This window comes from Collinsella aerofaciens, from assembly GCF_005844325.1.
In the GTDB taxonomy this organism is placed as follows: domain Bacteria; phylum Actinomycetota; class Coriobacteriia; order Coriobacteriales; family Coriobacteriaceae; genus Collinsella; species Collinsella aerofaciens_G.
Genome location: NZ_SPFY01000008.1, coordinates 1 through 26430 on the forward strand (window position 1 = coordinate 1; position 26430 = coordinate 26430).

A 26430-nucleotide genomic window follows, 5' to 3' on the forward strand; every position below is an offset into this window, starting at 1 on the left:
CGGAAAGAAACTGCAACGCGGGGGAGGCGACCCCAATGGCTTTCTCATATCGTCTTTCGGCTCTTCCTTCTTATCGCTATCGCCAGCATCCTCGGTGACCGTCGCCTTGTCATTGCCACAGCCAGTCAGGAGACCGGAAACACCCAGGACAACGGTCGCGAATGCGCCAAGCGCGGCGCGACGGCTCAGCAGCACTTCATTTTCGAGCTTTTTCATTATTCATCCTTCCTACGATCCGGCTACCGTGCCGGCACACAGCACATCGTAGAAAGGATTGAACTTGAATTCATTAGCTCAGAGCTAAGGCTACGGTAAACGGTCAATGCAGTTGTCCAAGCGCCGAGCAAACGCTCTTTACGCGACCGTCAGCAGGCAGGATCAACCCACTGTGACGGATTCCCCGGTAAAGGCGCTGATCGTCAACAGGACAAAGAACATAAGGTAGCTAACGCTCAGCGGGTATGCGATAGCCAAAAAGACAATCCATCCCACATTGGTTTTGCCGTCGGCGCGGCGTTGTTCGCGACAACGATAGAGCCAGATCGTCGCGCCAATGGCGACAATCAGCAACACGAGCGCCGCCGCAGCCAATCCGGCAAGTGCAAACATCATGCCAATGCTCAGCACAACAACCGGGAGCAGTAACAAACCGCACCCGCAACCACCCGGACTATATACAACAGATTGCCGACGTCGCTTCATCGTCACTCCATTCTCAGCGTCTTTGGGCCCTACAATGCGATGGCCTGCTGGACAGGAACAATCTTGTCGAGCTCAGGTTTAATCCGCCTTTTCTCGGCCTCGAGATCAAACGCCATCTGCGCGCGAAGCCAATAACCATCCGTCAGACCAAAGTAACGGCAAAGACGAAGGTCCGTGTCAGCCGTCACACGGCGTCTTCCCAAGACAATCTGCCCGATACGCTGAGCCGGAATCCCGGTCTCCTTCGCAAGGCGATATTGAGAAATGCCCATGGGAACAAGAAACTCCTCTTTGAGAAGCTCACCAGGAGTCACCGGCGACAGCAAATCAGTCGCAGCCTCTTCATTTGTGGTAATCGACGATTTCGACATTCCAAGCCATCCCCTGTCTCCACTCAAAGCAGACCCGATAAGATGCAATCATAGTATCGCCTTACGTTAATAACGTCAAACGTTTCTATAGACTTACATCTCTATTATAGCGTACATCTGTTCGTGTTTTCTAGAACAGGTATCCTTCGACACTTAAGCAAGCAAAAGCAGTCGTTTGTAAACATCGAGGCCTTTGAGCAGGATTTCCTCGTCAAAGAGCATGGTATCAGTATGCAGGGCGCTTGTGGCATAGGCGGAACAGCCGTCCGAATCGCTCGGGTTTTCTTGACCCTCCGGCACGCCCGTGCCCAGCAGGAAGAACACACCCGGCAGATGACGCTGATAGAAGGCGAAGTCCTCGGCAATCAGCAGCGGCTCGTCCACGAGCTGTAACTCGGGCAGAGCGGGCGCGATTCGGGCAAACAACTCGGGGGCGTTGTCGACCGGCGGATAGCCCTCGGCAAAGTCGAGATCGTACGTGCAGCCCGTTGCAGCGCACGCCTCGTCGAGCACACGGCGCACGCCCTCACGCGCACGGTCGAACATGTCGTCCGTAAACACACGCAGACTGCCGGCAACATGGGCCTCCCCCGCCACCGCGTTGCAAACGGTACCGGCCTGCAGCAGGCCGAACTTACCAATGCAGGGCTCGTCGGCACCCAACTCGTCCATCAATTCACGCTCGGCAACCAAGAACTTGGCAGCCGCCAGCGCCGCATCGTGCGATTCGTGTACGGGAACGCCGTAGGTCTTGGCGATATGGATGCTTGTCCCGTGAATGTGCACGTGCGTCTCGCTCGAACGCGCCAGCAGCGGGCCGGAACAACTCGCCAACGCGTTCGCAGGCAGGTCGGGCCATACGTGGAACCCGAAGATACGGTCCGCCCCGTAGCGCTCAAACACCCCGCTCTCGCATACCGTCTTGGCACCACCGGTCGTCTCCTCGGCAGGCTGGAACACAAAGAGCACGTTGCGTTTGATGGCACCCGGCTGCTCACGAATCGTGCGATCGACAAAGGTTGCCGCCGCAAGCGCCATGGCCATGTGTCCATCGTGTCCGCAAGCGTGCATCTTTCCGGGATGCGTCGAGGCAAAGGCCGCGCCCGTCGCCTCTGCGATGGGCAGCGCGTCCATATCGGCGCGAATCGCCGTGGCATGCGCGGCGCCCGTGCCAGTGTCGAAGAAAGCGCAAACACAGCTGGGGCAGGGATGGGTCACTTCACAGGCAAGCGAGGCGAGCACGCCCTCGATATAGGCTATGGTTTGAGGAAGATCGAAATCGAGCTCCGGAATGCGATGCAGGTCGCGACGATAGCGACGAAGTTCTTGGAGCTCGGTCATAAAGGATCCTTTCATGGGGCATTTCCATTCACACAATATTGTGATGCAGAATTGTGACGCCCTTGTTTCTAGCATATCCCTGCATTTTTTAAACGTTATATACGAATACTCTTGTTTGGTAAAGTGCAACGTGGTAGGGTCTTTACCACTTGATAGAGGCGCGGGCACGAAGATCCGCGGGCGAGTCGGCAGACTTTGACCCCGCGGGGAGGCGAAACCCGCCGAACTGGGTTTTTCGGGCACGAACAGCCTGGTGGGCCTGCGGGAAACACCCGCAGGACTGTCTGCAGCAATGCGGGAGCGCTATCCGGACATTGGGTCCACGCTATGCGGATTCGATGCGCCGATGGCGCCGTCTGGATAGCGAGGTTTACGGGACATGGCACTGACCCCCAACGAGGCATATGCGGCAAAGCGGCCGTTTGTGGACAAGGAGACGCTCGAACACATCGTCGAGCAGTTCCCCACGCCGTTTCATCTATACGACGAGGCGGGCATCCGTCGCAACATGCAAGAAGTACGTGACGCCTTTGCGTGGAATCCGGGATTTAAGGAGTACTTTGCCGTCAAGGCCAATCCCAACCCGGCGCTTATCTCCATTCTCAACGAATACGGCTGCGGTTGCGACTGCTCGAGCTATACCGAGCTCATGATCGCCCGCTCGCTGGGCATCACCGGCCATGACATCATGTTCTCGTCCAACGACACGCCGGCAGCGGACTTTGAGCTCGCCGATAAGCTGGGCGCCATCGTCAACTTTGACGACATCAGCCACATCGAGTTCTACGAGCGCGTCGCGGGCCCCATCCCCAAGACAGTCAGCTGCCGCTTTAATCCGGGCGGTCTGTTCCAGCTTTCCAACGGCATTATGGACAACCCGGGCGATTCAAAGTACGGCATGACCACTGAACAGCTCTTTGAGGCCTTCCGTATGCTCAAGGCCAAGGGCGCCGAGAATTTTGGCATCCATGCCTTCCTTGCCAGCAACACCGTCACCAACGACTACTACCCCAAGCTCGCGCGCATCCTCTTTGAACTTGCCGTGCGTCTGGAGCGCGAGACGGGCGCGCATGTCGCCTTTATCAACCTGTCCGGCGGTGTGGGTATCCCCTACCTGCCCGGGCAGCAGGCTAACGACATCCACGCCATCGGCGAGGGCGTACACGCGGCCTACGACGAGATCCTGGTTCCCGCCGGCATGGGCGATGTGGCGATCTGCACCGAGATGGGCCGCTTTATGATGGGCCCCTACGGATGCCTGGTCACCAAGGCCATCCACGAAAAGCAGATTTACAAGGACTATATCGGCGTGGACGCAAGCGCCGTCGACCTGATTCGCCCTGCCATGTATGGCGCCTACCATCACGTTACGGTGATGGGCCAGCCGGGTGGCCCCGACAAATCCACAGCCCCTGTCACGAACAAGTACGACATCACGGGCAACTTGTGCGAGAACAACGACAAGTTCGCCATCGACCGCGAGCTGCCGCAGATCGATATGGGCAACCTGCTCGTGATCCACGATACCGGCGCGCACGGCTACTCCATGGGCTACAACTACAACGGACGCCTGCGCTCCGCAGAGGTATTGCTTCGCCCCGATGGCTCGGCGGATCTTATCCGTCGTGCCGAGCGCCCGGGCGACTACTTTGCCACGCTCGACGTGCTGCCGTGCGGCCGCAAGTTGCTGGCCTAGTCGCGCGCCGAAAGCGCCCGCCGTCGCGCTCAGGACGAGCGCCTAGCCGTCGCCACCCAATGGAACAAACGCATCCAGATCGCAGAAGCGAAGGAGAAGAATATGGACGTCCGCAACCTCGAGGGCTCGATCGTCGCCCTCGTCACCCCGTTTAAGAAGGACGGCAGCGTCGACTTTGATGCGCTTGAGCGCCTGGTCGATTTCCACCTGCAGAATGGCACCGACGCCATCCTCACCCTGGGCACCACCGGCGAGAGCGCCACGATGACCGATGACGAGGACAACTCCGTCGTTGCCGCCGTGGTCAAGCAGGTCGCAGGCCGCATCCCCGTCATCGCCGGGTCGGGCTCCAACTCCACGCAGACCATGCTCACCAAGTCGCTCACCTACCAGGGCCTGGGCGCCGACGGCCTGCTGCTCATCACCCCCTACTACAACAAGTCCAACGAAGAGGGCATCTACCAGCACTTTAAGACCGTGGCCGATGCGGTGGACATCCCCTGCATCTTGTACAACATCCCCGGTCGTTGCGGCTGCGGTATCAGCGAGCGCAATGTCGAGCGCCTGGCCGCACACCCCAACATCATGGGCATCAAGGAGGCCTCGGGCAACGTCGCCTATGCCGCCAAGATCGCGCACCTGCTGTCCAACGACTTCCGCATGTATTCGGGCGAGGACGCGCTCACCGTGCCGCTCATGAGCCTGGGTGCCTCGGGCACCATCAGCGTTTGGGCCGACGTGCAGCCGCAACTCGTGCACGACATGTGCCGTGCCTACCTGGACGGTGACGTGGAGCGCGCCCGCGAGATCCAGATTGCCGGCCAGCCGCTCATCAACGCCCTCTTTAGCGAAGTCAACCCCATCCCCGTTAAGGAAGCGCTCGCCCAGATGGGTATGATCGAGGCCAACTATCGCATGCCGCTGTGCCCCATGGCAGACGACACGCGCGCCGCACTTACCGATGCTCTGAAGGGAGCTGGTCTGCTTGATTAAGACCGTCATTATGGGAACGGGCCGCATGGGCTCGCTCATCCGCACCACCGCCGAAAGCATCGTTGGTGCCGCCGGTCAACCCGTTTTCGACATCGTCGCCCAGATCGGCTTTGACCTGGCCGAGCTCGAGAGCGCTCCGGCTGCCGATGTGATCATCGACTTCTCGAACGTCGCGACCTTTGATGCCGTCGTTGCCTATGTCGAGCGTACGGGCGCCGCACTCGTTTCCGGCACCACGGGCTACACGCCTGAGCAGATGGACCGCCTGCGCGAGCTGGGCCAGAACGCCCGCGTCATGCACTCGGGCAACTACTCAATCGGCATCGCCGCTCTGCGCCATCTGGTGGCCCAGGCCACGCGCGAGCTGCCCGGCTTTGACTGCGAGATCGTCGAGACGCACCACAACCAAAAGGTCGATGCCCCCAGCGGCACCGCCAAGCTACTGCTCGACGCCGTGGTCGAGGCCGAGCCCGAGGCCGGCTATCACCCCGTCCACGGCCGCGAGGGCATGTGCGGCGCGCGCGACCCCAAGGAGATCGGCATGCACTCGCTGCGCGGCGGCACCGTCGCCGGCGTGCACGAGGTGAGTTTCTTTGGGCAGGACGAGGAGGTCACGCTCACCCACCGCGCCACAAGCCGTCAGATTTTTGTCAACGGCGCTCTGGCCGCCGCTCAGAAGCTCGTCGTCCGTGATCCCGGCTTCTACACCTTCGACCAGGTCATGTTCGCCTAGCCAATCATTAACCAAGCCCGCGTAAAGGAGAAACAAGATATGAGCAACGCAGCCGAGATGGATGCACAGGAGATTATCAACTACATCGCCACCGCGCCCAAGAAGACGCCCGTCAAGCTGTATGTGCGCGAGAAGCCCGGCATGAAAGTCCAGTGGGGCGATGCGCACGTCTACGGCGGCCGTCGCGGCAAGACCGTCTTTGGCGACTGGGATGAGCTCAAGGCCATCCTCGACGCCAACGCCGATTCCATCGACTACTACGACGTGGAGAATGACTGCCGCAACTCCGCCGTCCCCATGCTCGACCTTAAGGGTATCAACGCCCGCATCGAGCCGGGCGCGATCATCCGCGACCGCGTCGAGATCGGCGACCGCGCCGTCATCATGATGGGCGCCATCATCAACATCGGCTCCGTTATCGGCGAGGGTTCCATGATCGATATGGGCGCCGTGCTGGGCGGCCGTGCCACCGTGGGCAAGAACTGCCACATCGGCGCCGGCACCGTGCTTGCAGGCGTCGTTGAGCCCGCGAGCGCCACGCCCGTCATCATCGAGGACGATGTCATGATTGGCGCCAACGCCGTGGTCCTGGAAGGCGTGCGCGTGGGCAAGGGCGCCGTCGTGGCTGCAGGCGCCGTATGCGTCGAGGATGTCCCTGCCGGCGCCGTCGTGGCCGGCGTTCCCGCCCGCGTCATCAAGATGCGCGACGAGAAGACCGACAGCAAGACCGGTCTCGAGGAAGGTCTGCGCCAGCTTTAACAGTTACGGCGTTTTACCAAACGCCGTAACGACTCGACGCTGCAAACGCCCCTAGGCGGCAATCTGACGTTCAATCGTCGGTCGCGTACCAAAGTACGCTTCCCTCCTCTTTCACGTCACCTTGCTCGCTCTGGGGCGTTTTCGCTGACGCATGCTCAACCTGCGGCGCAATGTCAGCAACCAAGCTAAAAACAACAAAGGCCGAAGCCCCAACCAGGGCTTCGGCCTTCTTTATCTCAAGGTTCCGTCGTATTCGACCATGGCTGGATGCTTCGACAAACGATCGGCAGCCGTCTTATAGACCTCTGAACGGTCGCGTCGACCTATTGCAACGATCTCGGCAATCTCAACCGTTCCGTCCTCTCGAATTCGAAATACCATTCGGAGTCCCGCCTTTCTCCATTTAATCTTTTTGCAGCCGGCAAGCTCACCGTGAAGCGGCGTTCCGATTTCATCGGCGCGCGTCTTTAATTTCGCCACTGCAATGCGGACGAGCCTTCGCTGAGAACCATCTAGTTTTTGATATTCCTTCTCGACGTCTCGATTCAAAAAGCCGACGACAAAGTGCCCGCTCATTCGAAAAGACCCTCATCCGAAATCGCGTCGGAGTCCATCGATTCGAACTCCGCGAGCTCCTCAGGAGTCAGGGTATCTTCAAACGGAATAAACTCATGCGGTCCGTTTTTGATTCGATCTGCCGCAATACGATCAAGCTCAAGTTCGCGAAGGTACTGTAGGGCGCCGTACATTTCCTCATAGGCGGCGTAGTCGATAATCACGGTATCGATATCGTTATGATCGGCGATAAACTGCGGCGCGCGCTTAGCGCGCTTGCGAACGACAGATAAGGACTTGCTCGCTTCGGTGGCAGAAACTACCTGATCTTTTGTAAACACCGGCTTTTCCAGAACAAGTGGGGACATTTGTACCTCCAAAAAAATAATCTGGATTATATTTCAAAGTATACTTCAAAATATAATCCAGATTTCTCTTTGGAAGAAACTATTGCGCTATCGGTTCTCGATGCTTCCGATGTTCTTGAGCTCGATGGAGATGAGGCCGTTGGGCTCGTTGACGAACTCGATATACTCGGAGTTCGAGCCCATCTCGGCCGGGAAGCTGATCTCGATACCCGTATCGGTTCGAATCTTATGATTGCGCACGGCCGCACGCTCGACCTGTTTACGCTCCACGGGCACGCGCTCGGGCACCTTTTCCTCGGTCAATGCCGCACGAACGCTCTCTTTGATGACCGGCTCGTCCTCAAAGACCTCGTCGACGATATCCCAGGGCGGCAGTTCCTCGTCGTCTTCGACCTTCTCGGCTACAGCGGCTTTGACCTTGGCGAGCGCCACAGCCGCGTTGGCGCCGTGTTCCTCGGCAACCTCCTCGACCACGCGTGTCACGGTGTCGATGACCTCCTTGCCCGATACGCCCGTGTCGCACTGGAGCAGGCCGTCGGGAATGAGCATACGATCCTCGCCGGCAATCTTGCGCTTCTTATCCACATAGCCGATCTCCATAGTGCTCGCGCGCACGATGGCGTAGCTCGGCACCTTTTGGGAAGGATTCGGCAGAATAGCATAGTGGCGCGCGATGTCGTTGCGCACCTCGCCCTCCTCGCGGCCCACCTCGTGCATAAAGGCCTGCTTGGACCCAAGTAACATGACAGCAAACCAGCGGGCGTCCTCATCGTCGTCAAAGTCCGCCACAAGCACGTCGGTAGACTCGGCCTTTTCGGCCTTGGCAAGCTCCGAGGAGATGAACTCCGCAATCTGCTGCGACAGGTCCACGAATTCGCGCTCGCCAAAGAAATAGCCCTTGAGTTCACCGCCGAATGCGGAGTTCTCGGCAAACGTGGCGCGCTTGTTATCGGCAGACGTGCGGGCGCGACGCAGATGCGTGGTCACGAAGTTGCGCACGGTGCGACTCTCGATATCGAGCTCGCGCTGGCTCATGACGCTGACGGCCGAGTCAAAGTCCAGGATATGCAGGATTGCGTGATTGATTTTCATATACGGCATTCCGTTCTAGATCGATTTCAGCACGAATCAGTATAGCGGGCGTGCCCGCCCCAATGCACCAACATGCCCCTTTGCACCAGCGTTAGCGCAGGAGCTCGGACTGCCACGCCTCGAGCTGCTCTGCCAGGCTCTTGCCGGCAGCAGGAACGTTGAGCTCGGAACGCTTGGGCAGCAGGGCGCATTTAAGAATTGCGACGACGGTCTGCGAGATGAAACGGCGCGTATCTTTGTCGAAGCTCTGAGCAGCCTGGAGCATCACCGGCAGGCTCTCGCGCAAATTCCCTGCGATATCTGCGAACCGTTCGGCCCCTGTGGCTTCAAACACGGAGAACAACGCATCTACAAAGCGCTCGCGCTCGGCAGGCCCCACTGCAAGCAGCATCTCGCGAATAGAGCTATCGACGTATCGAGCGCCGGCAGACAGACGCTCGCAATACACAAAGTCGTAGTCGTCAACGACCCAGCTAAAGGGATTGTGCTGCAGCAGACTGAATTCGGTGCTCTCGACAATGGCGTAATCTTCCTGCGTCTCGAACATCATGCCGAAAATCGAAGACTGGGGCAGGGTCTTGTCGATGCGGCCGGAAAGACCTGCGAAGGCGTCACCGCTCAGGAACTCCTCGACAAAGCCGGGGCCATCGTGGGAGAAGGCCCGTTCGATCCGGTCGCCAGCAGCGTCAGAGCACATCGCCGCGCCATACACCGCCAAGTTTCCGCCCTTGGAATGGCCTCCACACAAGAGCGGACCATCAATCGCGGCCACCGCCTCGTCCACATAGCGCGCCGCAGATTCCTGGGCCGGCACAGGACACCGGAAAGCCATGTTAAAGTCCTCTTTCCAGCCCACGATCGTGCTGTCGGTCCCCCGGAAGGCAAGATAGGAAAATCCTGCCGGGAATCGGAACGTCATGGCCGCAAACTGCTCCGTCGTTGCCACGTCGCTCACGGCACGGTATCCGCACACGCGCACGCCGCGGTAGCGCGGACTTGCCGCAACAGCCTCCAACAAGGCGCGGCTCTCCTCCGGATCCCACAGGTCGCCAATCATGTCCCGGTAGCACTCGGCGCGCAGTAGCTCACGCACGTCCAGTCCCTGCCAGCCGGCAAGCTCCGGCATATCCCCCGGCAAGCGCAAATACGACAGCCATGCAAACACCAGGCTGTCCACCGCGCAAAACGGCCGCTCCTCAAACGAATCGAACGCCGTCTGGGCATAACTCAAAAAGTTAGGCGAATCCGACATGCCTCTCCCATCAACAATGGTGCATTGGGGTCAGGTTTGTTTGCACCAATCGTGCCCCATTTGGTGCAAACAAACCTGACCCCCTTGCACCAAAAAGGCGCCCGGGCCGTGGGGCCCGGACGCCTTCATTGTAGCTTGCTGGCAAACGAGCCGGATTTAGCAGGAGAAATCGACGCTGTCGATGATGTCCTTGAGGGCCTTGGCAGAAGCGGTGAGCTCGCTCTGCTCGGACTCGTTCAGCGGCACAGGGACGCGGCAGACGACGCCGTCGCGACCGACGACGGTCGGCATGGAGATGGCCAGATCGGACAGGCCATACTCGCCCACCATGAGCGAGGAAACGGGCAGAACGGTCTGCTCGTCACGCATAACAGCGGTGCAGATACGCTTAACGGCCATGGCAACGCCATAGTAGGTTGCGTGCTTCTTCTCGATGATGGTGTAAGCGGAGTTCTTGACGTCCTCGGCGATACGCTTCTCGGCAGCCTCATGCTCCAGATGGCCGTGAAGCTCGCAGAAGGTGCTCAGCGGCACGCCGGCAACCTGAGCGCTGGACCAGGCGACGAACTCGGAGTCGCCGTGCTCGCCCATGACGTAGGCCTGGACATCGCGCGGATCGACCTCGACGTGGGCGCCGAGCATCTGCTGCAGACGACCGGTGTCGAGCACGGTGCCGGAGCCGATGACATGGCCCTCGGGCAGGCCGGACATCTTGATGGCGGCATAGGTCAGAACGTCAACCGGGTTAGAGACGATCAGCAGGATGCCGTCAAAGCCGGACTTCTTAATCTCGGGAATAATGGACTTAAAGATGCTGACGTTCTTGTTGACCAGGTCCAGGCGGGTCTCACCGGGCTTCTGGGCAGCGCCAGCGGTGACGACGATCATGGCGGCGTCGGCGACATCGGAATAATCGCCGGCGTAGATCTTCATCGGCTCGGCAAACGTCATGCCGTGCGCGATATCCAGGGCCTCACCCTCGGCGCGGTTCTTGTCCACGTCGATGAGGACCATCTCGGAGAACAGACCGCTCTGCATCAGCGCGAACGCCGAAGACGAACCGACGAAACCGCAGCCGACAATAGCGACCTTCTTCTCGTTAACCATTAGAAACTCCCATCTCTCTCCACAAACAAGCCGCCCGGGAACGACCCGAGCGGCTTGTCGTAATCCCAATACATCCAATCGGGACTTTGATTATGCTCCTATTCGCAGCCAAAAATCGACCGTTTGCCGAAATTGTTTGCAGGATTCGTAAAATAACTGCACGAAATCGGTTTCGATATATTGACGAGCCAAAATAGCTTTCTAATACAGGCCCGCCTCGCGAATGGCCTCGACAGCCAAAGCGATCTGGTCGGGCGGCAGGACCAACGCCATGCGCACGTGTCCCTCGCCCGAGGGACCAAAACTCGCACCCGGCGTCACCACAACGCCGGCCTTCTCCATAAGCTCCTCGCAAAACGCCATGGAATCGGTGCGACCACCGGGAAGCTTGGCCCACACAAACATGGAGCCATGCGCGTTGGGACGCTCCCAGCCCAGGCCCTCAAGACCGTCGCACAGGGCATCGCGACGCTCCTGGTACTTCAGACGCTGCGCCTCGACCTCATCGCGAGGTCCATTAAGGCACGCGATGGCGGCCTTCTGGATCGGGAAGAACATGCCAAAGTCGATCTGGCTGCGCAGCTTGGCAAAGGCAGAGACCACATCCTCTCGGCCGACCAAAAAGCCGATACGCGCACCGGTGACGTTAAACGACTTGGAGAGCGAGAAGAACTCAACGCCTACCTCGAGCGCGCCGGGATACTGCAAGAAGCTGCCGCCCGGCTCGCCGTCGAACACGATGTCCGAGTATGCGTTGTCGTGAACGATCAGCAGGTCGTGCTCGCGGGCAAAAGCGATGATCTCCTCGTAGACCTCGGGCGTGCCCACCGAGCCCACCGGGTTGGCGGGCAGCGACACGATCATGTACTTGGCACGGTCGGCCACCTCGGGATCGATGCCCGCCACATAGGGCAGGTAATTGTGCTCGGCAACCAGCGGATAGTACTCGAGCTTGGCATCGGCGATCTTGGCACCCGCCTCAAAGACCGGGTAGCACGGATCGGGAACCAAAATGGTGTCACCCGGATCGAGCAGGGCCAGGCCCAAATGGCCCACGCCCTCCTGCGTGCCGTTGCACGACTGCACCATGGACGGCGTAATGCCCGAAACGCCAAAGCGACGCTCATAGTAATCGCACACGGCTTGCTTGAGTTCGGGCAGGTCGCGCAGGGCATACTTCCACATCTCGGGATCTTGGGCTGCTTGCGTGAGCGCCTCGACCACATGGTCGTACGGCTTAAAGTCGGGCGTGCCCACGCTCATGTTGTAAATGGTCTTGCCCTGAGCCTTCAGCGCGAGAAGCTTGTTGTTGAGCGAGGCGAAGACCTCCGCGCCAAAGCGGTCGAGACGCTGCGATGCCTGCATGGTGCCACCTTTCGATATAAAAAACGCGGCGCTCCGACAAGAGCGCCGCGCGATACGGGCCATCAGATTGCAAAAGTGTAACGCTTGCAACCCCCGTATTGGTTCAATTTAGCCAACCTTAGTCAATTGGATTGAGCGCGTCGATCTGCGCAAGCCACAAACGTGAGCTGGCGTCACTCGGCATACGCCAATCGCCGCGCGGGCTGAGCGTCACCGAGCCCACCTTGGGACCATCGGGCAGGCAGCTGCGCTTAAACTGCTGGGCAAAGAAGCGACGATAGAACGTACGTAGCCACGTGTGGACGGTCTTGGCGTCGTAGACGCCCTCGAAGCTCTTGAGCGCCATGCGGTAGATCTTGCCCGGCTCAAAGCCAAAACGCAGCAGGTAGTAGAGGAAGTAGTCGTGCAGCTCGTACGGGCCCACCAAATCCTCGGTCTTCTGCGCAATCTCGCCGTCGCCCGTGGGCGGCAGAAGCTCGGGAGATACCGGCGTATCGAGGATGTCGAGCAAGACCTCGGCAATACTCCCGCCAAAGACATCAGCCGCATAGCGCACCAGATGACGCACGAGCGTCTTGGGCACGCTCGCGTTGACGGCGTACATGCTCATGTGGTCGCCGTTATAGGTAGCCCAGCCGAGCGCCAGCTCCGACAGGTCGCCCGTGCCGATGACAAAACCGCCAGCCTGGTTGGCCAAGTCCATCAAAATCTGCGTGCGCTCGCGGGCCTGGCTGTTCTCGTAGGTCACGTCCTGCACGGTCTGATCGTGCTCAATGTCCTTAAAGTGCTGCTCCACGGCCGCGTGGATCGAAACCTCGCGGAAGCTCACGCCCAGGTCGCGGGCAAGCGACTCGGCATTGGACTTGGTGCGATGCGTCGTGCCAAAGCCAGGCATGGACACGGCCGTGATACCCGTGCGCGGCAGCCCCAGCGCATCGAAGGCACGCACGGTCACAAGCAGTGCCAGCGTGGAGTCCAAGCCACCCGAAAGGCCGATAACCGCAGCCTTGGTACCTGTGTGGGCAAGGCGGGTCTTGAGGCCAGCAGTCTGCAGATTGAGAATAGTCTCGCAGCGCTCGGCCAGATCGCCATGGTCGGCCGGCACAAAGGGCGCGCGGGGGAAGACGCGGTCGATGTCGAACGCATCGCGCAGGACAGGCTCTTCGGCCAGCACGCCCTCAAACGAAAATTCAACGGTCGTGGCCTCCGGCGCATCGTCGGTACGCGTCCACGTCGTCGAGCGACGGCGCTCGGCAACCAGACGGTCGAGGTCAACATCGGCGATGGCCATATCGCAGGTAAGCAGTTTGGTCGCGGCGAGCTTGGAGCCGTTTTCGTAGACGAGGTTCTCCCCCGCAAAGACCATGTCGGTCGTGGACTCGCCCTCGCTCGCATCTGCATAGGCATAGGCACAGTACAGGCGCGCGCTCTGGTTGGATATGAGGCTGCGTCGGTAATCTGCCTTGCCGATAATCTCGTCCGAGGCCGACGGGTTGAGGATCACCGTTGCACCGGCAAGCGCCATCTCGGTCGAAGGGGGCGCCGGCACCCACAGGTCCTCGCAGACCTCAACGCCCAGCACCAGGTCTTCAGCACCCTCATCACAGCAACGGTAGACAAGCCCCGAACCCAGCGGAACCGGACCCTGACCGGCAAACTCGACCCATACGGGATCTGCGGGCGCCGGAGCAAACCAGCGGCGCTCGTAGAACTCGCCATAGTTGGGCAGATACTTCTTGGCCGTAAGACCCAAAAGCTCGCCCGCGCAGCACACGGCGGCGCAGTTGTAGATATTCTCGGCAACCGCAACGGGAAGACCGACGGTGAAGACAATCGGCAGCTCGCGGGTTTCATCGAGAATATGTGCCAGTGCGGTCTCGCAGGCATGCAGTAATGTGCGGTTATGGAACAGATCGGCCGCGGTATAACCGGTCAGGTTAAGCTCGGGCAGCACCAGAGCACGAACGCCGCGCTCGACAGCCGCGCGAACAGCCGCCAACGCAACCTCGGCATTGCCCTCGACATCGGCCACGCGAATCTGCGGCGACGCCGCCGCCACACGCAAAAAGCCATCGTTCTTATTAGCCGAAACGCAGCATTGCCTTGTTGATCTGGACACTGGAGGCCCCTTCTACCCTGAGATTCAGTCTAACGGACGTTCACATATCTCTAACTAGCCAAAGCAACCTCCCAGTTTACTGAGAGGCCAACCTGTGCTAAGAGCATGTATTTCAAAAATATCTTTAATTAAAAAAGGAGAAATCGATAATCGACTTCTCCTTTAAGTGAGGCGAGTAAATTCCGAAACTAATGGCAGAATTTATCCATGTAGTCCTCAAAGTCGAACACTTCTACCACGACGCCCTCTTCCTGAAACTCTTTCAGTTGCTCCAAGAGATCTTTGTTAATAACGTCCATGCAGAAACCTCCTCTATCTAATCAATTGTAGTATATCTGCTTTCATGCAATTATCAACCAACTTGTTTAATTGCTCCTCGCTTGCCGATAGTCCCTCTTTTTTCAAAATGTCGCGCACCTCGTTCTTAGTAATCGGCTTTTCAAACAACGAAAGCAAAGCGAACGAAAAATCATTAACCGCACACATTCTATGGGTGGCACAACTCAGCAGTACTCTTAACCCCTCTTTTGAGCGTCCGACTTCTTTCACAAACGAACTTTTAACCAATTGAAAACCATTATCGTGCATTACATAATCGGCATCGATATTTGTATTCAGCAATCCATAATGCAACAGTTCTTCTATCGCCCTTGTCAGCTCGAGATCGCCCTGATCAAGGATAAGAGAAATGCTACAATCGGCCTCCAATAAACGGGCCAACTTAAGGTATACCAACTGGGAAACAGCATAGACATGATGGTATTCAGAATTATAGAAGTAGGCAAATGGCTCAACGAGCACGACAGAGGTCTTGGAATCCAGCCAGATTCGATCAGCTGGATTTAGACTAGTCAGCCGTCGCTTTACTTTGGTCAAATGTCCCTTATACCTGACAGCGTGAATAGAATCTAGGATCCAGGTCACCTCTGAAATATGAAGCCGCTGGGGCAAGTCAATTGTGTCGCTACCGTTTATGACTTCTTGCATATAAAAATCAATATGATGCTCATCAGATAAGGATTTTGCTTCATTTAAAGTTAAACCAGTGCCTGAAACATAATCCACTTCGAGGCGCAAATCCTCATATTGGGACTTCGGCATTACAGAGACACCATACTTATCGGGATGATTCCAAACATCCGACCCCATAACGAGACCAAAATTCGTAAATCCTCTCGTGGAATATGGAACACCACATACCTGTTTTGAATAATTCAAAACATTCTCTGTATAAGCTAAGGTGTTCAGAGCCTCTTCTTTAGTTTCGGTCGGAAAGCCAATCATAAAGAATAGATGAACAGGAATACCCGCATTGAGACAATCATGGATATTGCGATCAATCCAATCAACTCTCGTGTTCTTCTTCATTAGATCAAGAACTCTTTGGTTGTATGACTCGAGGCCAAACTGAATCTGCCTACATCCACTTTGGTATATCTTGTTGAAAACGTCTGTACTTAGGGTTGGAGAGAACCTCGTTTCTCCATGCCAGAAAAACGTTTTTCCCGATGCGTTTATTTCATCCGCGAGTTGCTCCATTCTTTTGCCTTCGAATGTTTCATCCACAAAAGAGAAAACTCTCGTGCCGTATTTTTCATTTAACCGACACATTATTTCAAATACTCTCGATATAGGCATCTTTCGGTAACAACCACCGGTAGCACCGGGAATGGTGCAGAAGGCGCAATGATTAAAACACTGCCTAGAAGAATAAACCGGCAATATTAACTCAGGCATGAAGTATTTAGAAAGGGCGAAGCCATCGAAATCGGGAACTGTATCGTTGATAAATGTTTGCTCAATCCGATGGTTTTTATATATCTTTCCACCTTTAGCATGGCAAAGGTTTGGAACACAGTCGAGATTGTCATCACCAGAGTCAAGAGCCTCAAGAAGACGTGCAAGCGGCTCTTCGCCGTCATACATCATTATCGAATCAATGTATTCAAAAAAGGGATGCCATTCTTTCATGCAGTCATCTGCTAAACGAGTAATGTAATTGCCGCCCAATGAGACGTGTTTAACAGATGGACATTCTTCTTTAATCAGTTTCGCTAACGTAACTGCAGAAATCAATTGGAAACAGCCGCTCACCGAAATCCCAATAAACTCGATTTTTTCCCTCTGAATACGCTTAAGAAAGGCAGTTTCATAGAAGGAAATAAACGGATTATGCAAGGTATCCGCAAGCGATTTCATTATTTCTGGTGTCGAATAATAATCATAGGGCAGATCTATGGAGTTGAACGTGTATTTAACTCCATATGAGACGTGATTTATGATATAGAGTGCATTTCTAAAAATGTTTTCAGCATATTGTCTTTCTTTTAGATTAAAGTATCTCTTCGATCTGAAAATATCTTTTGCCTCGTCAACATTAAGTGCTGACTTTTGTATCAACTCGATTGTTAATTGAACATTCGAACTAAACGAATCCTTTGATTCCCGATACCTTTTACAGCACTCTTCGACATGTCTAAAAGATAGGAGGTCATCGTAAAATTCCACGTTTAAGTCAACGATGTCAACTTTATATTGTTCAACCTCTTGAAGATATGACTTCAAAACAGGCAAGGCAAGATACGGCCCCACTGGACTCCATCATGGGGGAAATACTAAAAGCGTTTTAGGCATATCAACGTCACATCTTTCGCAAATAATTCAATTGAGACACAACTACCATCATAATTGAAAATACACCAAGTCCTGTAACGAGAATTGAGAACATCGCGATGCTCGTGAACAGCGAAACAAGGAGTGTTGAAATAACAACAGCAACCGATTGCAAAGACTCCCTAATTGAAAACAGGCTTATCGATTCAGATTCGTCTCTCGCCAAATCCTGCAGCGATGTTATGAGAAGCACATCTTGAATGGCGTTTCCGGCACCGACGATAAAAAGGAAAATAAACGATATCCCAGACGCATAGCGATAGCCAAACGCCAGATACGCACCGAGCGCAAGATACGTCACAAAACAATATGATTTAACGCAATCGGAACCACTAATTAAACGACCATATATTGTATTTCCGAACAACAGTCCGATTGTAAGACTACTCTGAAGGAATCCGTATTGTATCGATGACGAGTCAAATTGCAATTGCGCAATAGCTGGCAAAAGAGAATTCAGAGAGCCGAATGCCACGCCACTAGAAATATCGATTAATAGGAAACCAATTGCCAAGTGCTTCGCGCTAAGATCACTAAATGCAGTCCTGTTTTTTTCATTTTTGCTTATCCCCTCTTTATCATTAACCTCGATAACCGACGGAACATCTCGCAGCAACCAGAACGACGCGGCAAAAGAAAGCGCGTCTAATGCAAGAACAGCCTCCGCCCCAAATTGAGCGACAACAAAACCGCCGGCAACTGGCCCCAGAACCATCATCAAATTCTGCAGAAACCCAAACGAATTATTAATTACGTCGCGATTGATACTATTCGTATTGGCTCTTAACAACGAGTAAAAGCAGGGCATTTCAACCGTTCGGCAAAGCGATACCGCGCACGTAATAGCAAACATACTCCATTTACTATCAACAAAAATATAGCAAACGAATAATCCCGCGCGAATTAAGTCTGCCAATCTCATGGCCTGCAGTGTCCCGATACCCATCTTCTGAGGCAGCTGCGCGAGCGCAACTGAAAACAGAGAGGGGGCAAATCTACAGCAGACCATCAAAGCAGTTGCAGAAACATCGTGAGTTACCTCGTAAATCAGCATTGGCAAAGCAATATTCGCACACCAATTGCCTATTTCGCTTATCCCTCTAGCAATATATAGGACCCGAACCGGACGGCTAGCTCTCAATACCGTGAACATCACGATTAACCTCGTATTTCAGGCCTCGCTCATCCCTTAATAGGAATCCATAATCAACCAAGTACCGCCTCAACACGGCATAATCAGGATAGAGCTGTGACAGCACACGATTAACCTGAAGCTCCGTATAACTTGTATTTAATTCAAAGAAAGAGACGGTCCATAGCAGCATGATTCTTTTATAGCTTTCCTTTTTTGGAATTGAAACCAGCTCGCCATTCTTGAGAAATCGTTTTTTAAAGTCTATTAGCTCATCCATTCACATCCTCCATTTCATACGCATCTAATACTAAAAATGCATACGCTTTAGGTCATCGCATTCGACTTCTATATTCGAACTAAACTCGAACTAATCTAAATGATTTGCTCAAACACTCTTCGAAAGCTCGTTTTTCACTCTGAGTAAAATGCCCTTCCCAGTCAGTCCACGAACAGGAAGGCAACTCACAACGAGCGGAGTCGAAGCCCTCTGCCGTCGGTCGTTCAAAATGCGCGATAACCTTTTCGATATCCCCATCTGTTATCAGGTCAGAATGAACGACCTCGGTACCGTCTTCGAATGTCATATACGGGTACATCACGTAAACCACCTCACAATCGTAAATCCAGTTTAGCATCAAGCTATTGCACCAAAGACAGCAAGCCCCCCTTGATGAGTTGATGGTATCTGTTAAATGTCACGTACGATTCACATCTGGTGGGTACCCTGATGGCTACATGAAACGAAGCAGATTTACACCGGGAGGACCCCGTATGACAACCAAGTACACCGACGCGCCGCGCACGCGCGTCATGACGCCGGCATCGCTCAACAACGGCGTGCACGAGAACCATTCCATCGGACAGACCATGGCCATCGCGCCCAAAAAGGGCCTGTTCGACGACATTTCCATTCCCCAGATCATCGCCGGCGCCGCGGCTGCCGCCACAAGCGTCGCGCTTGCCTCCAAGATCGGTATCGCTGGTTCAGTAATTGGTGCCGCCGTGAGCTCGGTCATCACCGTTGTGTCATCGCAGGTCTACCGCCACTTTATCTCTGCCAGCGCCGAAGCCATCAAAGGTACGCACGCCGCCGTCGACTACCCTGCCGGCGCCTACGAGCCCGCTGAGTTTAATGCCGAGGAGCACCTAGGCGGCGCCGCGACTACGCAGGAGATGCGCCAGATTGCGGGGCGCGCGACCACGGCGCGCGTCGCTCCCGACAGCCTGCGCGCCAAGGCGGCGGCAGAGCGCAGCCAGACGCAAAAGAAGGTCATCGTCTTCTCGATCGCCATCGCCATCGTCGCGGTCATCGCCTGCGCCGGCGCCATCCTTATCACCACCGCCGGCGAGGGTCTGGGCGAGCGCCCCGAGCCAATCCTTTCGTCGCGCACGACCGAGAGCGATGCAAATGACAACACCCAGTCGCAAGATCAGCAGGCACAAGCGGACGGCACGCAAGACAGTTCTACCTCTACCGATTCGTCCTCGAACACCCAAAACCAATCGCAGGGCACCGATTCCTCTACGGCCAACAGTGGCACGCCGTCCGGCACGACCGACTCAAGCCAAACGGCTGACGGTTCGCAGCCGAACACGGGCAGCCAGACGAGCGACACCACGTCGGGAACGGGCACAGCAGACAGCAACAACAGCAATTCGAGTGGCACCACATCGGGCACGACATCTGACAGTTCAAGCCAAGGCACGACATCGGGCAACTAGGCGCTGCATCCCCAGATAGGCAACCTGTACAACGGGCGCGAACCGGCAACGGTCGCGCCCGTTTGCCTTGGGCGCCGAGGTAGCAAGCCCCGCGCGATGGTAAGATGCTTTGGTGTGTAAAGAGGAGATTTGCCATGAGCAAGACAATAGTTAGGCCCACGCTTTCGCTGGGCAACCACATCTATCTGTATCGCCTGCTGCGCGACGCGATTGGGTGCGGCAAGCAAACGTTTATGACGCAGGTCGAGGAGGCACTCGCCGCTGGTGACATGGCCGCTTATGACCTGGGCTTCGAGTCCACGCGCGAGCTGCTCGAGGAGCTCGACGACTGCATTAAGCTGACCGTCTTTAAGGGCGGTCGCCTGTATGCCACCGTCATCGCCAACGATGCCTGGGATGCCGCCCTTGCCAAGGGCGAGGACAAGCCCAAGGCAGCCAAGGGCGCTAAACAGTCCTACAAAAAGAAAAAGCGCGGTGAGAAGGACCTCAAGGCCGTGCGCCCCAAGCACGTTAAGCGCGCCGAGCCCGAGTCCGTGGCCGAAGTCGCTCCGGAGCCCGAGCCCGAGACATGGATCGAAGCCGCTATTGAGGTAACGGCAGAAGCCGAAACCGAAATCGCCGCCACGACCGATCCCGAAGTCATGTCAGAGCAGGAAGCCACTGCCGAGCTCAACGAGGCTCCCAAGTCGACAGCCGAAGAAGCCGCCAACCAACCCGAGACGTCTGCGTTCCAAAACAGCGATGTCTTTGGCGACGAGGCCGAGGACGATCAGCCCGACGAGCCCGCCGATCAAGGCGCTACTGAGTCGACGCCGGAGCCCGAGACGCCGCAGCCCGCCATCTCGCTCACGGTCGTCTATGACCCCGAGAACGCCAAAGCCGGCATCACCACCATGGCATCCACGCCCATCGAGGCAAAGTCGAGCGTCGAGAACGAGAACGCAACGCAGGTTAAGGTTGAAACCGCAGCTGTAGACGCGCCCGTCACCGAGGAGCCCGCAGATTCCACGATCAAGCCGGAAGCGACGCCGGAGCCCGCACCCTTCATCGAATCCGTGCCCGCCTCTGCTTGCGGCCAAATTCCCGCACCGGCACCGGCTTCGGCACCCGCAGCGGCCCCAGCCCCCGCACCCGCAGCACCGACCATCCCCGAGGACTTCCCCGTCGATTTCGCAACCGAGGTCTTCTGCCCCGGCCCGCTTCTGCACCAGCTGTCGACCTATCTCCCCTACGGCGCCGACACGCTCGGCATCGTCGGCGAGTACTACTGGATCGCCCGCGAGCGCGGTACCATCGAGGCCGCGAGAAACCGCGCAAGCTTCCCCCTGCGCTACACGCAGGCCGGCGATCGCCGCGAGGTTACCGTGCGCATCCGCCGCAACACCGCCGGCGGTCTCGGAGCCACCTGGGCCATCGACAAGGTCGAAGAACCCGAGCAGTAACGACAAACGGCTCAAATCCAAATCAGGATTTGAGCCGTTTTTATTTGTTGATGTTACGTAACCAAACCAGCAATAAACCTAGTCACGCGTGAGCTTGCGGTGGATACGATGCGGCTGGGCTGCGTCCTCGCCCAGGCGCTCGATGCGGTTGGCCTGATAGGCCTCGAAGTTGCCCTCGAACCAATACCAGTTGCCCGGATTCTCGTCGGTGCCCTCCCACGCCAGAATGTGCGTGGCGACGCGGTCCAGGAACATGCGGTCGTGGCTAATGACCACCGAGCAGCCCGGGAACTCGAGCAGCGCCGCTTCGAGCGAGGACAGCGTCTCGACGTCGAGATCGTTCGTGGGCTCGTCGAGGAGCAGCAGGTTGCCGCCCTGCTTGAGCGTGAGCGCCAGGTTCAGACGGTTGCGCTCGCCACCGGAGAGTACGCCAGCGCGCTTCTGCTGGTCCTGGCCCTTAAAGCCAAAGCTCGCCACATAAGCGCGGCTCGGAACCTCGGTCTCGCCGACCATCATGTGGTCCAGGCCGTCCGAGACGACCTCCCATAGGTTCTTATCGGGGTCGATGCCGGAACGGTTCTGGTCGACGTAGGAGATCTTGACGGTCTCGCCCACCTCGAGCTCGCCCGAAGTCAGCGGCTCCAGACCCACGATGGTCTTGAACAGCGTGGTCTTACCGACACCGTTGGGGCCGATGACGCCCACGATGCCGTTGCGCGGCAGGGTGAACGAAAGGTCGTCGATGAGCACGCGACCGTCGAACTCCTTGTGCAGGTGATGGGCCTCAAGCACCTTGTTGCCCAGACGCGGTCCAACGGGGATGCGGATGTCGGTCCAGTCGAGCTTCTGGCTTGCGCGGGCCTCGGCCTCCATCTCCTCGTAGCGAGCCAGACGGGCCTTGTTCTTGGCCTGACGGGCCTTGGGCGAGCTGCGCACCCACTCGAGCTCGGCCTCCATGCGCTTGGCGAGCTTGGCGTCGCGGTTACCCTGAGCCTCAATACGGGCGGCCTTGGTCTCCAGATACGTGGAGTAGTTGCCCTTGTAGGGATAGAGGTGGCCGCGGTCGACCTCGCAGATCCACTCGGCAACGTTATCCAAGAAGTAGCGGTCGTGCGTGACGGCCAGCACTGCACCCTGGTAGTTGTGCAGGAAATGCTCGAGCCACAGGATCGACTCGGCGTCCAGGTGGTTCGTGGGCTCGTCGAGCAACAGCAGGTCGGGAGCCTCGAGCAGCAGCTTGCACAGGGCCACGCGACGGCGCTCGCCGCCGGAAAGTACGTTGACCGGCATGTCGGAATCGGGCAGCTGCAGGGCGTCCATGGCCTGGCCGAGCTTGGAATCGATATCCCAGCCGTCGGCGGCGTCGATCTCGTCCTGGAGCTTGCCCATCTCGGCCATGAGGGCATCCATGTCGCAGTCCGGGTCGCACATCTCCTCGCCGATCTTGTTGAAGCGATCGACCTTGGCGATCATGTCGCCAAACGCCATGCGCACGTTCTCGATGACGGTCTTGTCGTCGTCGAGCGGCGGCTCCTGCTGCAGGATGCCCACGGTGTAGCCGGGGGTAAGCCTGGCATCGCCGTTGGAGACCTCCTCGATGCCGGCCATGATCTTGAGCAGGGTCGACTTGCCCATACCGTTGGGGCCCACGACGCCGATCTTGGCACCGGGGTAGAAGCTCAGGGTCACGTCGTCAAGGATTACCTTGTCGCCATGGGCCTTGCGAGCCTGATACATCTGGTAGATGAACTCTGCCATTTGCCTGTTTTATCCTTTCTACCTGCTGTTTCCCTATTCTTGATTCGCTTTAGTGGAAACGAAATGAGGAAACCAGCTCTGAAACTTAACGAAAAAAGGGGCATGGTTGCCCATACCCCCTAATACTACCTGGGAAAAGTCCCCCGGAACATACTATGAACTGCGTACGCTAGTTTTCCGCAACCTTAACGAGCGGCTCGCTGCGATTTGCGCCACAGCAGATACGAGTAGACGTAGACGGCTCCGACCGAACCAAACGCCAGAACCGCAATCACCGCGGCGACGACTTCACTCGAAAGCACGCTGCCCGCCACGCCCATCGCAATCAGGCCAACACCCAGCACCATAAAGCAGGCACCGCCAAAGCGCTTCGTACGGCGCCAGTTCTCGGGATCGGCAAGCGCCCAGGGCGTCTTGATACCGAGTGTATAGTTCCGCTTCACACGCGGCAAGTAGTTGCCTACGCCGATGAACAGCAGACCGACAGCACCGGAAATCAGCACGTTAACCGAACCGACCGCCGGCACCACGCCCCAGACCGTAAGCTCTCCCAGCCAGCTTATGGCGCACATGAACAAGGTGAAGGCGATTACGAAGCCCTGGTAGAACTTGCCCGAGGTTCGATATGCCTCACCTTTGGGGTCGATGCGCGGCACCACGCAGAACATTGCGAGAAGCGCCAGAGGCAGCACGCCGAGCGCGGAGGCCATCCAGCTAGGACCCCAACCGTCGACGGCGCCGTTCGCGCCCCAGTGCGTGGGAATCTGCGTAGGCAAGCTCGGCATCACCATGAGGTGCGCTACAACATTAATAGCGCAGACCACAACAAGCATGGCCCACACGCGCGACGATACCCCCGTGGGGTGAATGCCCTTGTTTTCGTTATTCATCCTTATCACCTTCCGTGTTTGTAAAGCCCATAAACCAGCCAATTAAATCCTGCATGACGGTGGTGTTTAAGCTGTATACGATGTTTTGGCCATGGCGCTCGTCGGTCACCAACCCGGCGTTTTTGAGCGTCGCCAAGTGATGGCTCAGCGACGGCTTACTGATATCGAAATGCTCGGCAAGCTCCCCCGCCGTGCAATTGCCCTCGCGCAGCAACTCCAAAATGCGCCGTCGCGTTGGATCGGCAAGCGCCTTAAAACCCTCTCCCGGCATAAGACCTCCTCTCATCATCTCTCATGACGTGCACACTATACTCAATATTTAGATGTTTGTCTAACTATCTAATACAGGAACATCTATAGAACATTCGTTCGTATTTAGCTACAATGGAAGTTGAAGCAGATGGGCCAGCTCCCTCTACCCGAGAAGGAGATGGACTATGAGTATTGACGATGTCCTGACGTTGTTATTGCTTGTAATCGCGGCTGTGGAGCTCGGCATCCACATTGGAGGTCGAATGAAATAGCCGCCCTCGCGTAATGCGAAGACGGCCACTTCTCACGCTACAAACGTGTTTGGGAGTTGGCCAACCCGCGGCAACGGGTGCCATCTGCTTCATCTTATGCGAATCACTGCCTCATTTCAACAAGCCCCTAGGGCTCAAATGGAATCGCGATAATACCTATAATGACGATAGCTAAAACACGATTCGCTTCCCCATCGGAGGATGTCTATGACCGAAACCACAGCCGCAACCCCCAACGAGACACGCGACACCAAGCTCGAGATCATCATGGGCCGCGAGGCACTCGACAAACTCGCCGCCGCCACGGTGCTGGTGCTCGGCTGCGGAGGTGTGGGCTCCAATTGCTGCGAGGCACTTGCCCGCGGCGGCATTGGTCATTTCGTCATTCTGGATAAGGACATCATCGCGCCCAGCAATATCAATCGCCAGGCCATCGCCTTTCAAAGCACCATCGGCAAGCGCAAGGTCGATGTTATGGAAGCCATGATCCACGACATCAATCCAGCCGCTACCGTCATCAAGCGCACCGAATACCTGTTGAGCGACAATATCGACGAGTTCTTCGCGAGCGTTTTGGAGCAGACGGACGGCAAGCTCGACTACGTCGTCGACGCCATCGACACCATCTCGGCCAAGCTCACCATTGCCAAATATGCTCAGGACCACGACATTCGTTTGGTTAGCTCCATGGGCGGGGCCAACAAGCTCCATCCCGAGTGCCTCCGCTTTGCCGACATTTTCGATACGGTACGTGACCCCATGAGCCGCATCATGCGCAAAGAATGCAAGAAGCGCGGAATCAAGAGTCTGCATGTACTGTTTAGCTGCGAGGAATCGGTTAAGACACAGCCCCGCGACCCTTCCAATATCCACGAGCGCACCGAGCTCGGAACCGCCAGCTTTATGCCGCCCATCATGGGCCAGATGATTGCCGGCGAGGTTATCCGCCAGATCAGTGGCCGCGGCACCGAGCGCGTGCGCGCCGATGGCCAGCGCTTGGACTAGCGGAGCGCGCCGAGATGGAGCCCCGGTTATTTGATGCACACTGCCATCTTGATTTAATGGCTCACCCGGACGCCGTTGCCGATGAGGCAACGGCGCTGGGCTTGGGTCTATTTGATTGCGGCGTCGATCCACGCGACTTTTCGGCCGCAAACGAGCGCGCTCGTCGCCACCCGGGCATCATCGCCGGCGTTGGGCTTCACCCCTGGTGGCTCGCCGATGGCCACTGCGGTTTTGCCGAAGTCAATCTGCTTTGCGAAGTTGCTGCCCAAGAACGCTACATCGGCGAAGTCGGACTCGACTTTTCCGCGCGCTTTGCTGGAAGTGAGCCGCTACAAATACAGGCACTTAACCGGCTCTGCGATGCGCTCGTGCAGCATCCTCTTACCGGGCGCGTGATATCAATTCACGCCGTTCGTTCGGCAGGAGCCGTACTGGACGTCCTCGAATCGCATGGACTACTCATCCCAAACCCCGACTCCCCCGCTATCATCTTCCACTGGTTTAGCGGCACTTCGGACGAACTCACCCGCGCGCGTAATGCGGGCTGCTATTTTTCCGTCAACGAACGCATGCTCGCGACCAAGCGCGGTCGCGAATACGCACGACAGATTCCACTCGACCGCCTACTGCTCGAGACCGATGCGCCGGCCGAGCCAAACACAGAAACAAGCGCGCAGTCGCTCATCAGGTCGCTCACAAGGACCTCAGAACGCATCACCTCGCTCAAAAACTGCGACGCAAAGCGCATCGAGTCGATAGTTTTAACAAATGCGCGCTCTTTTTTTGACCTTCGCTAACCCCTGGTGTGCAAAAAATGCCAAATATGAG

Annotated in this window: 25 protein-coding genes and 1 riboswitch; of the genes, 8 read left to right on the top strand and 17 right to left on the bottom strand. The window is 56.8% G+C overall.

Features of this window, described 5'->3' with window-relative positions; all coding sequences use genetic code 11:
• The 4 genes from FGQ61_RS03915 to FGQ61_RS03935 form a co-directional block, all read right to left on the bottom strand.
• Window positions 1–216 (bottom strand): hypothetical protein (locus FGQ61_RS03915; protein WP_138374629.1); only part of this gene is annotated, 216 nt, incomplete at its 3' end.
• A 162-nt stretch (window positions 217–378) separates the two neighbouring features.
• Entirely contained in the window at window positions 379–612 is a 234-nt protein-coding gene (locus FGQ61_RS03920) for a hypothetical protein (RefSeq protein WP_138374630.1), read from the bottom strand.
• Window positions 613–731: 119 nt separating this feature from the next.
• Entirely contained in the window at window positions 732–1073 is a 342-nt protein-coding gene (locus tag FGQ61_RS03925) for a HigA family addiction module antitoxin (protein ID WP_138374631.1), read from the bottom strand.
• Window positions 1074–1226: 153 nt separating this feature from the next.
• Complete coding sequence (locus FGQ61_RS03935; RefSeq protein WP_138374632.1) at window positions 1227–2414, bottom strand: N-acetyldiaminopimelate deacetylase; 1188 nt, start codon at window positions 2412–2414, stop codon at window positions 1227–1229.
• Window positions 2415–2559: 145 nt separating this feature from the next.
• Window positions 2560–2728, top strand: a riboswitch (Lysine riboswitch).
• Between the two features lie 65 nt (window positions 2729–2793).
• On the opposite strand from FGQ61_RS03935, the gene FGQ61_RS03940 reads away from it, so the two are divergent.
• The 4 genes from FGQ61_RS03940 to dapD all read left to right on the top strand — a co-directional run bounded on the left by FGQ61_RS03940 (window position 2794) and on the right by dapD (window position 6595).
• Complete coding sequence (locus FGQ61_RS03940) at window positions 2794–4110, top strand: diaminopimelate decarboxylase (protein WP_138374633.1); 1317 nt, start codon at window positions 2794–2796, stop codon at window positions 4108–4110.
• A 102-nt stretch (window positions 4111–4212) separates the two neighbouring features.
• Window positions 4213–5103, top strand: coding sequence for a 4-hydroxy-tetrahydrodipicolinate synthase (dapA, locus tag FGQ61_RS03945; protein ID WP_138374634.1), 891 nt, complete (start codon window positions 4213–4215; stop codon window positions 5101–5103).
• The gene (dapB, locus tag FGQ61_RS03950; RefSeq protein ID WP_229025897.1) at window positions 5096–5836 is read left to right on the top strand and encodes a 4-hydroxy-tetrahydrodipicolinate reductase; all 741 of its coding nucleotides are present in this window, start codon (window positions 5096–5098) and stop codon (window positions 5834–5836) included. The genes dapA and dapB overlap by 8 nt, the downstream gene beginning before the upstream one ends.
• A 39-nt stretch (window positions 5837–5875) precedes the next feature.
• On the top strand, window positions 5876–6595 hold the full coding sequence (gene dapD / locus FGQ61_RS03955; protein WP_117797991.1) for a 2,3,4,5-tetrahydropyridine-2,6-dicarboxylate N-acetyltransferase: 720 nt from the start codon (window positions 5876–5878) through the stop codon (window positions 6593–6595).
• A 231-nt stretch (window positions 6596–6826) separates the two neighbouring features.
• Here dapD and FGQ61_RS03960 read toward each other — a convergent pair whose 3' ends face one another.
• The 10 genes from FGQ61_RS03960 to FGQ61_RS04005 form a co-directional block, all read right to left on the bottom strand.
• A complete protein-coding gene (locus FGQ61_RS03960; RefSeq protein WP_138374635.1) occupies window positions 6827–7171 on the bottom strand; it encodes a type II toxin-antitoxin system RelE family toxin in 345 nt (114 codons plus the stop codon).
• Window positions 7168–7518 carry a hypothetical protein gene (locus FGQ61_RS03965; protein ID WP_138374636.1) on the bottom strand — a complete coding sequence of 117 codons (351 nt, stop codon included), beginning with the start codon at window positions 7516–7518 and terminating at the stop codon, window positions 7168–7170. Before FGQ61_RS03965 ends, FGQ61_RS03960 begins: the two co-directional genes overlap by 4 nt.
• An 87-nt stretch (window positions 7519–7605) precedes the next feature.
• Window positions 7606–8610: a nucleoid-associated protein gene (locus FGQ61_RS03970; RefSeq protein ID WP_138374637.1), complete on the bottom strand. Its 1005-nt coding sequence runs from the start codon at window positions 8608–8610 to the stop codon at window positions 7606–7608.
• 91 nt (window positions 8611–8701) lie between these two features.
• Window positions 8702–9862: a DUF2974 domain-containing protein gene (locus FGQ61_RS03975; protein WP_138374638.1), complete on the bottom strand. Its 1161-nt coding sequence runs from the start codon at window positions 9860–9862 to the stop codon at window positions 8702–8704.
• 156 nt (window positions 9863–10018) lie between these two features.
• On the bottom strand, window positions 10019–10969 hold the full coding sequence (locus FGQ61_RS03980) for an L-lactate dehydrogenase (RefSeq protein ID WP_138374639.1): 951 nt from the start codon (window positions 10967–10969) through the stop codon (window positions 10019–10021).
• 201 nt (window positions 10970–11170) lie between these two features.
• Window positions 11171–12334: a pyridoxal phosphate-dependent aminotransferase gene (locus FGQ61_RS03985; RefSeq protein ID WP_117745888.1), complete on the bottom strand. Its 1164-nt coding sequence runs from the start codon at window positions 12332–12334 to the stop codon at window positions 11171–11173.
• A 118-nt stretch (window positions 12335–12452) separates the two neighbouring features.
• Window positions 12453–14453 carry an NAD(+) synthase gene (locus tag FGQ61_RS03990; RefSeq protein WP_138374640.1) on the bottom strand — a complete coding sequence of 667 codons (2001 nt, stop codon included), beginning with the start codon at window positions 14451–14453 and terminating at the stop codon, window positions 12453–12455.
• Window positions 14454–14765: 312 nt separating this feature from the next.
• Window positions 14766–17045 (bottom strand): B12-binding domain-containing radical SAM protein, encoded by a 2280-nt coding sequence (locus tag FGQ61_RS03995; RefSeq protein ID WP_138374641.1) that lies wholly within the window; start codon window positions 17043–17045, stop codon window positions 14766–14768.
• Between the two features lie 49 nt (window positions 17046–17094).
• Window positions 17095–18279, bottom strand: a complete 1185-nt coding sequence (locus FGQ61_RS04000) for an MFS transporter (RefSeq protein ID WP_229025902.1) — start codon at window positions 18277–18279, stop codon at window positions 17095–17097.
• Window positions 18257–18538 (bottom strand): DUF2087 domain-containing protein, encoded by a 282-nt coding sequence (locus tag FGQ61_RS04005; protein ID WP_138374643.1) that lies wholly within the window; start codon window positions 18536–18538, stop codon window positions 18257–18259. The genes FGQ61_RS04000 and FGQ61_RS04005 overlap by 23 nt, the downstream gene beginning before the upstream one ends.
• A gap of 494 nt (window positions 18539–19032) precedes the next feature.
• Between FGQ61_RS04005 and FGQ61_RS04015 the strand changes: the two genes are divergently transcribed.
• Both FGQ61_RS04015 and FGQ61_RS04020 read left to right on the top strand, forming a co-directional pair.
• The gene (locus FGQ61_RS04015) at window positions 19033–19983 is read left to right on the top strand and encodes a hypothetical protein (protein ID WP_138374644.1); all 951 of its coding nucleotides are present in this window, start codon (window positions 19033–19035) and stop codon (window positions 19981–19983) included.
• A 134-nt stretch (window positions 19984–20117) separates the two neighbouring features.
• A complete protein-coding gene (locus tag FGQ61_RS04020; protein ID WP_138374645.1) occupies window positions 20118–21425 on the top strand; it encodes a hypothetical protein in 1308 nt (435 codons plus the stop codon).
• A gap of 78 nt (window positions 21426–21503) precedes the next feature.
• Here the strand turns inward: FGQ61_RS04020 and ettA are convergent, their stop codons facing one another.
• The 3 genes from ettA to FGQ61_RS04035 form a co-directional block, all read right to left on the bottom strand.
• On the bottom strand, window positions 21504–23183 hold the full coding sequence (gene ettA / locus FGQ61_RS04025) for an energy-dependent translational throttle protein EttA (protein WP_055251458.1): 1680 nt from the start codon (window positions 23181–23183) through the stop codon (window positions 21504–21506).
• A 185-nt stretch (window positions 23184–23368) separates the two neighbouring features.
• A complete protein-coding gene (locus FGQ61_RS04030) occupies window positions 23369–24073 on the bottom strand; it encodes an SdpI family protein (protein ID WP_138374646.1) in 705 nt (234 codons plus the stop codon).
• Window positions 24066–24344, bottom strand: a complete 279-nt coding sequence (locus FGQ61_RS04035) for an autorepressor SdpR family transcription factor (protein ID WP_022094448.1) — start codon at window positions 24342–24344, stop codon at window positions 24066–24068. Before FGQ61_RS04035 ends, FGQ61_RS04030 begins: the two co-directional genes overlap by 8 nt.
• Window positions 24345–24804: 460 nt before the next feature.
• Between FGQ61_RS04035 and FGQ61_RS04040 the strand changes: the two genes are divergently transcribed.
• Window positions 24805–25602, top strand: coding sequence for a tRNA threonylcarbamoyladenosine dehydratase (locus tag FGQ61_RS04040; protein ID WP_118081834.1), 798 nt, complete (start codon window positions 24805–24807; stop codon window positions 25600–25602).
• A 14-nt stretch (window positions 25603–25616) separates the two neighbouring features.
• Window positions 25617–26399: a TatD family hydrolase gene (locus FGQ61_RS04045; RefSeq protein ID WP_118081837.1), complete on the top strand. Its 783-nt coding sequence runs from the start codon at window positions 25617–25619 to the stop codon at window positions 26397–26399.
• Window positions 26400–26430: the final 31 nt, after the last annotated feature.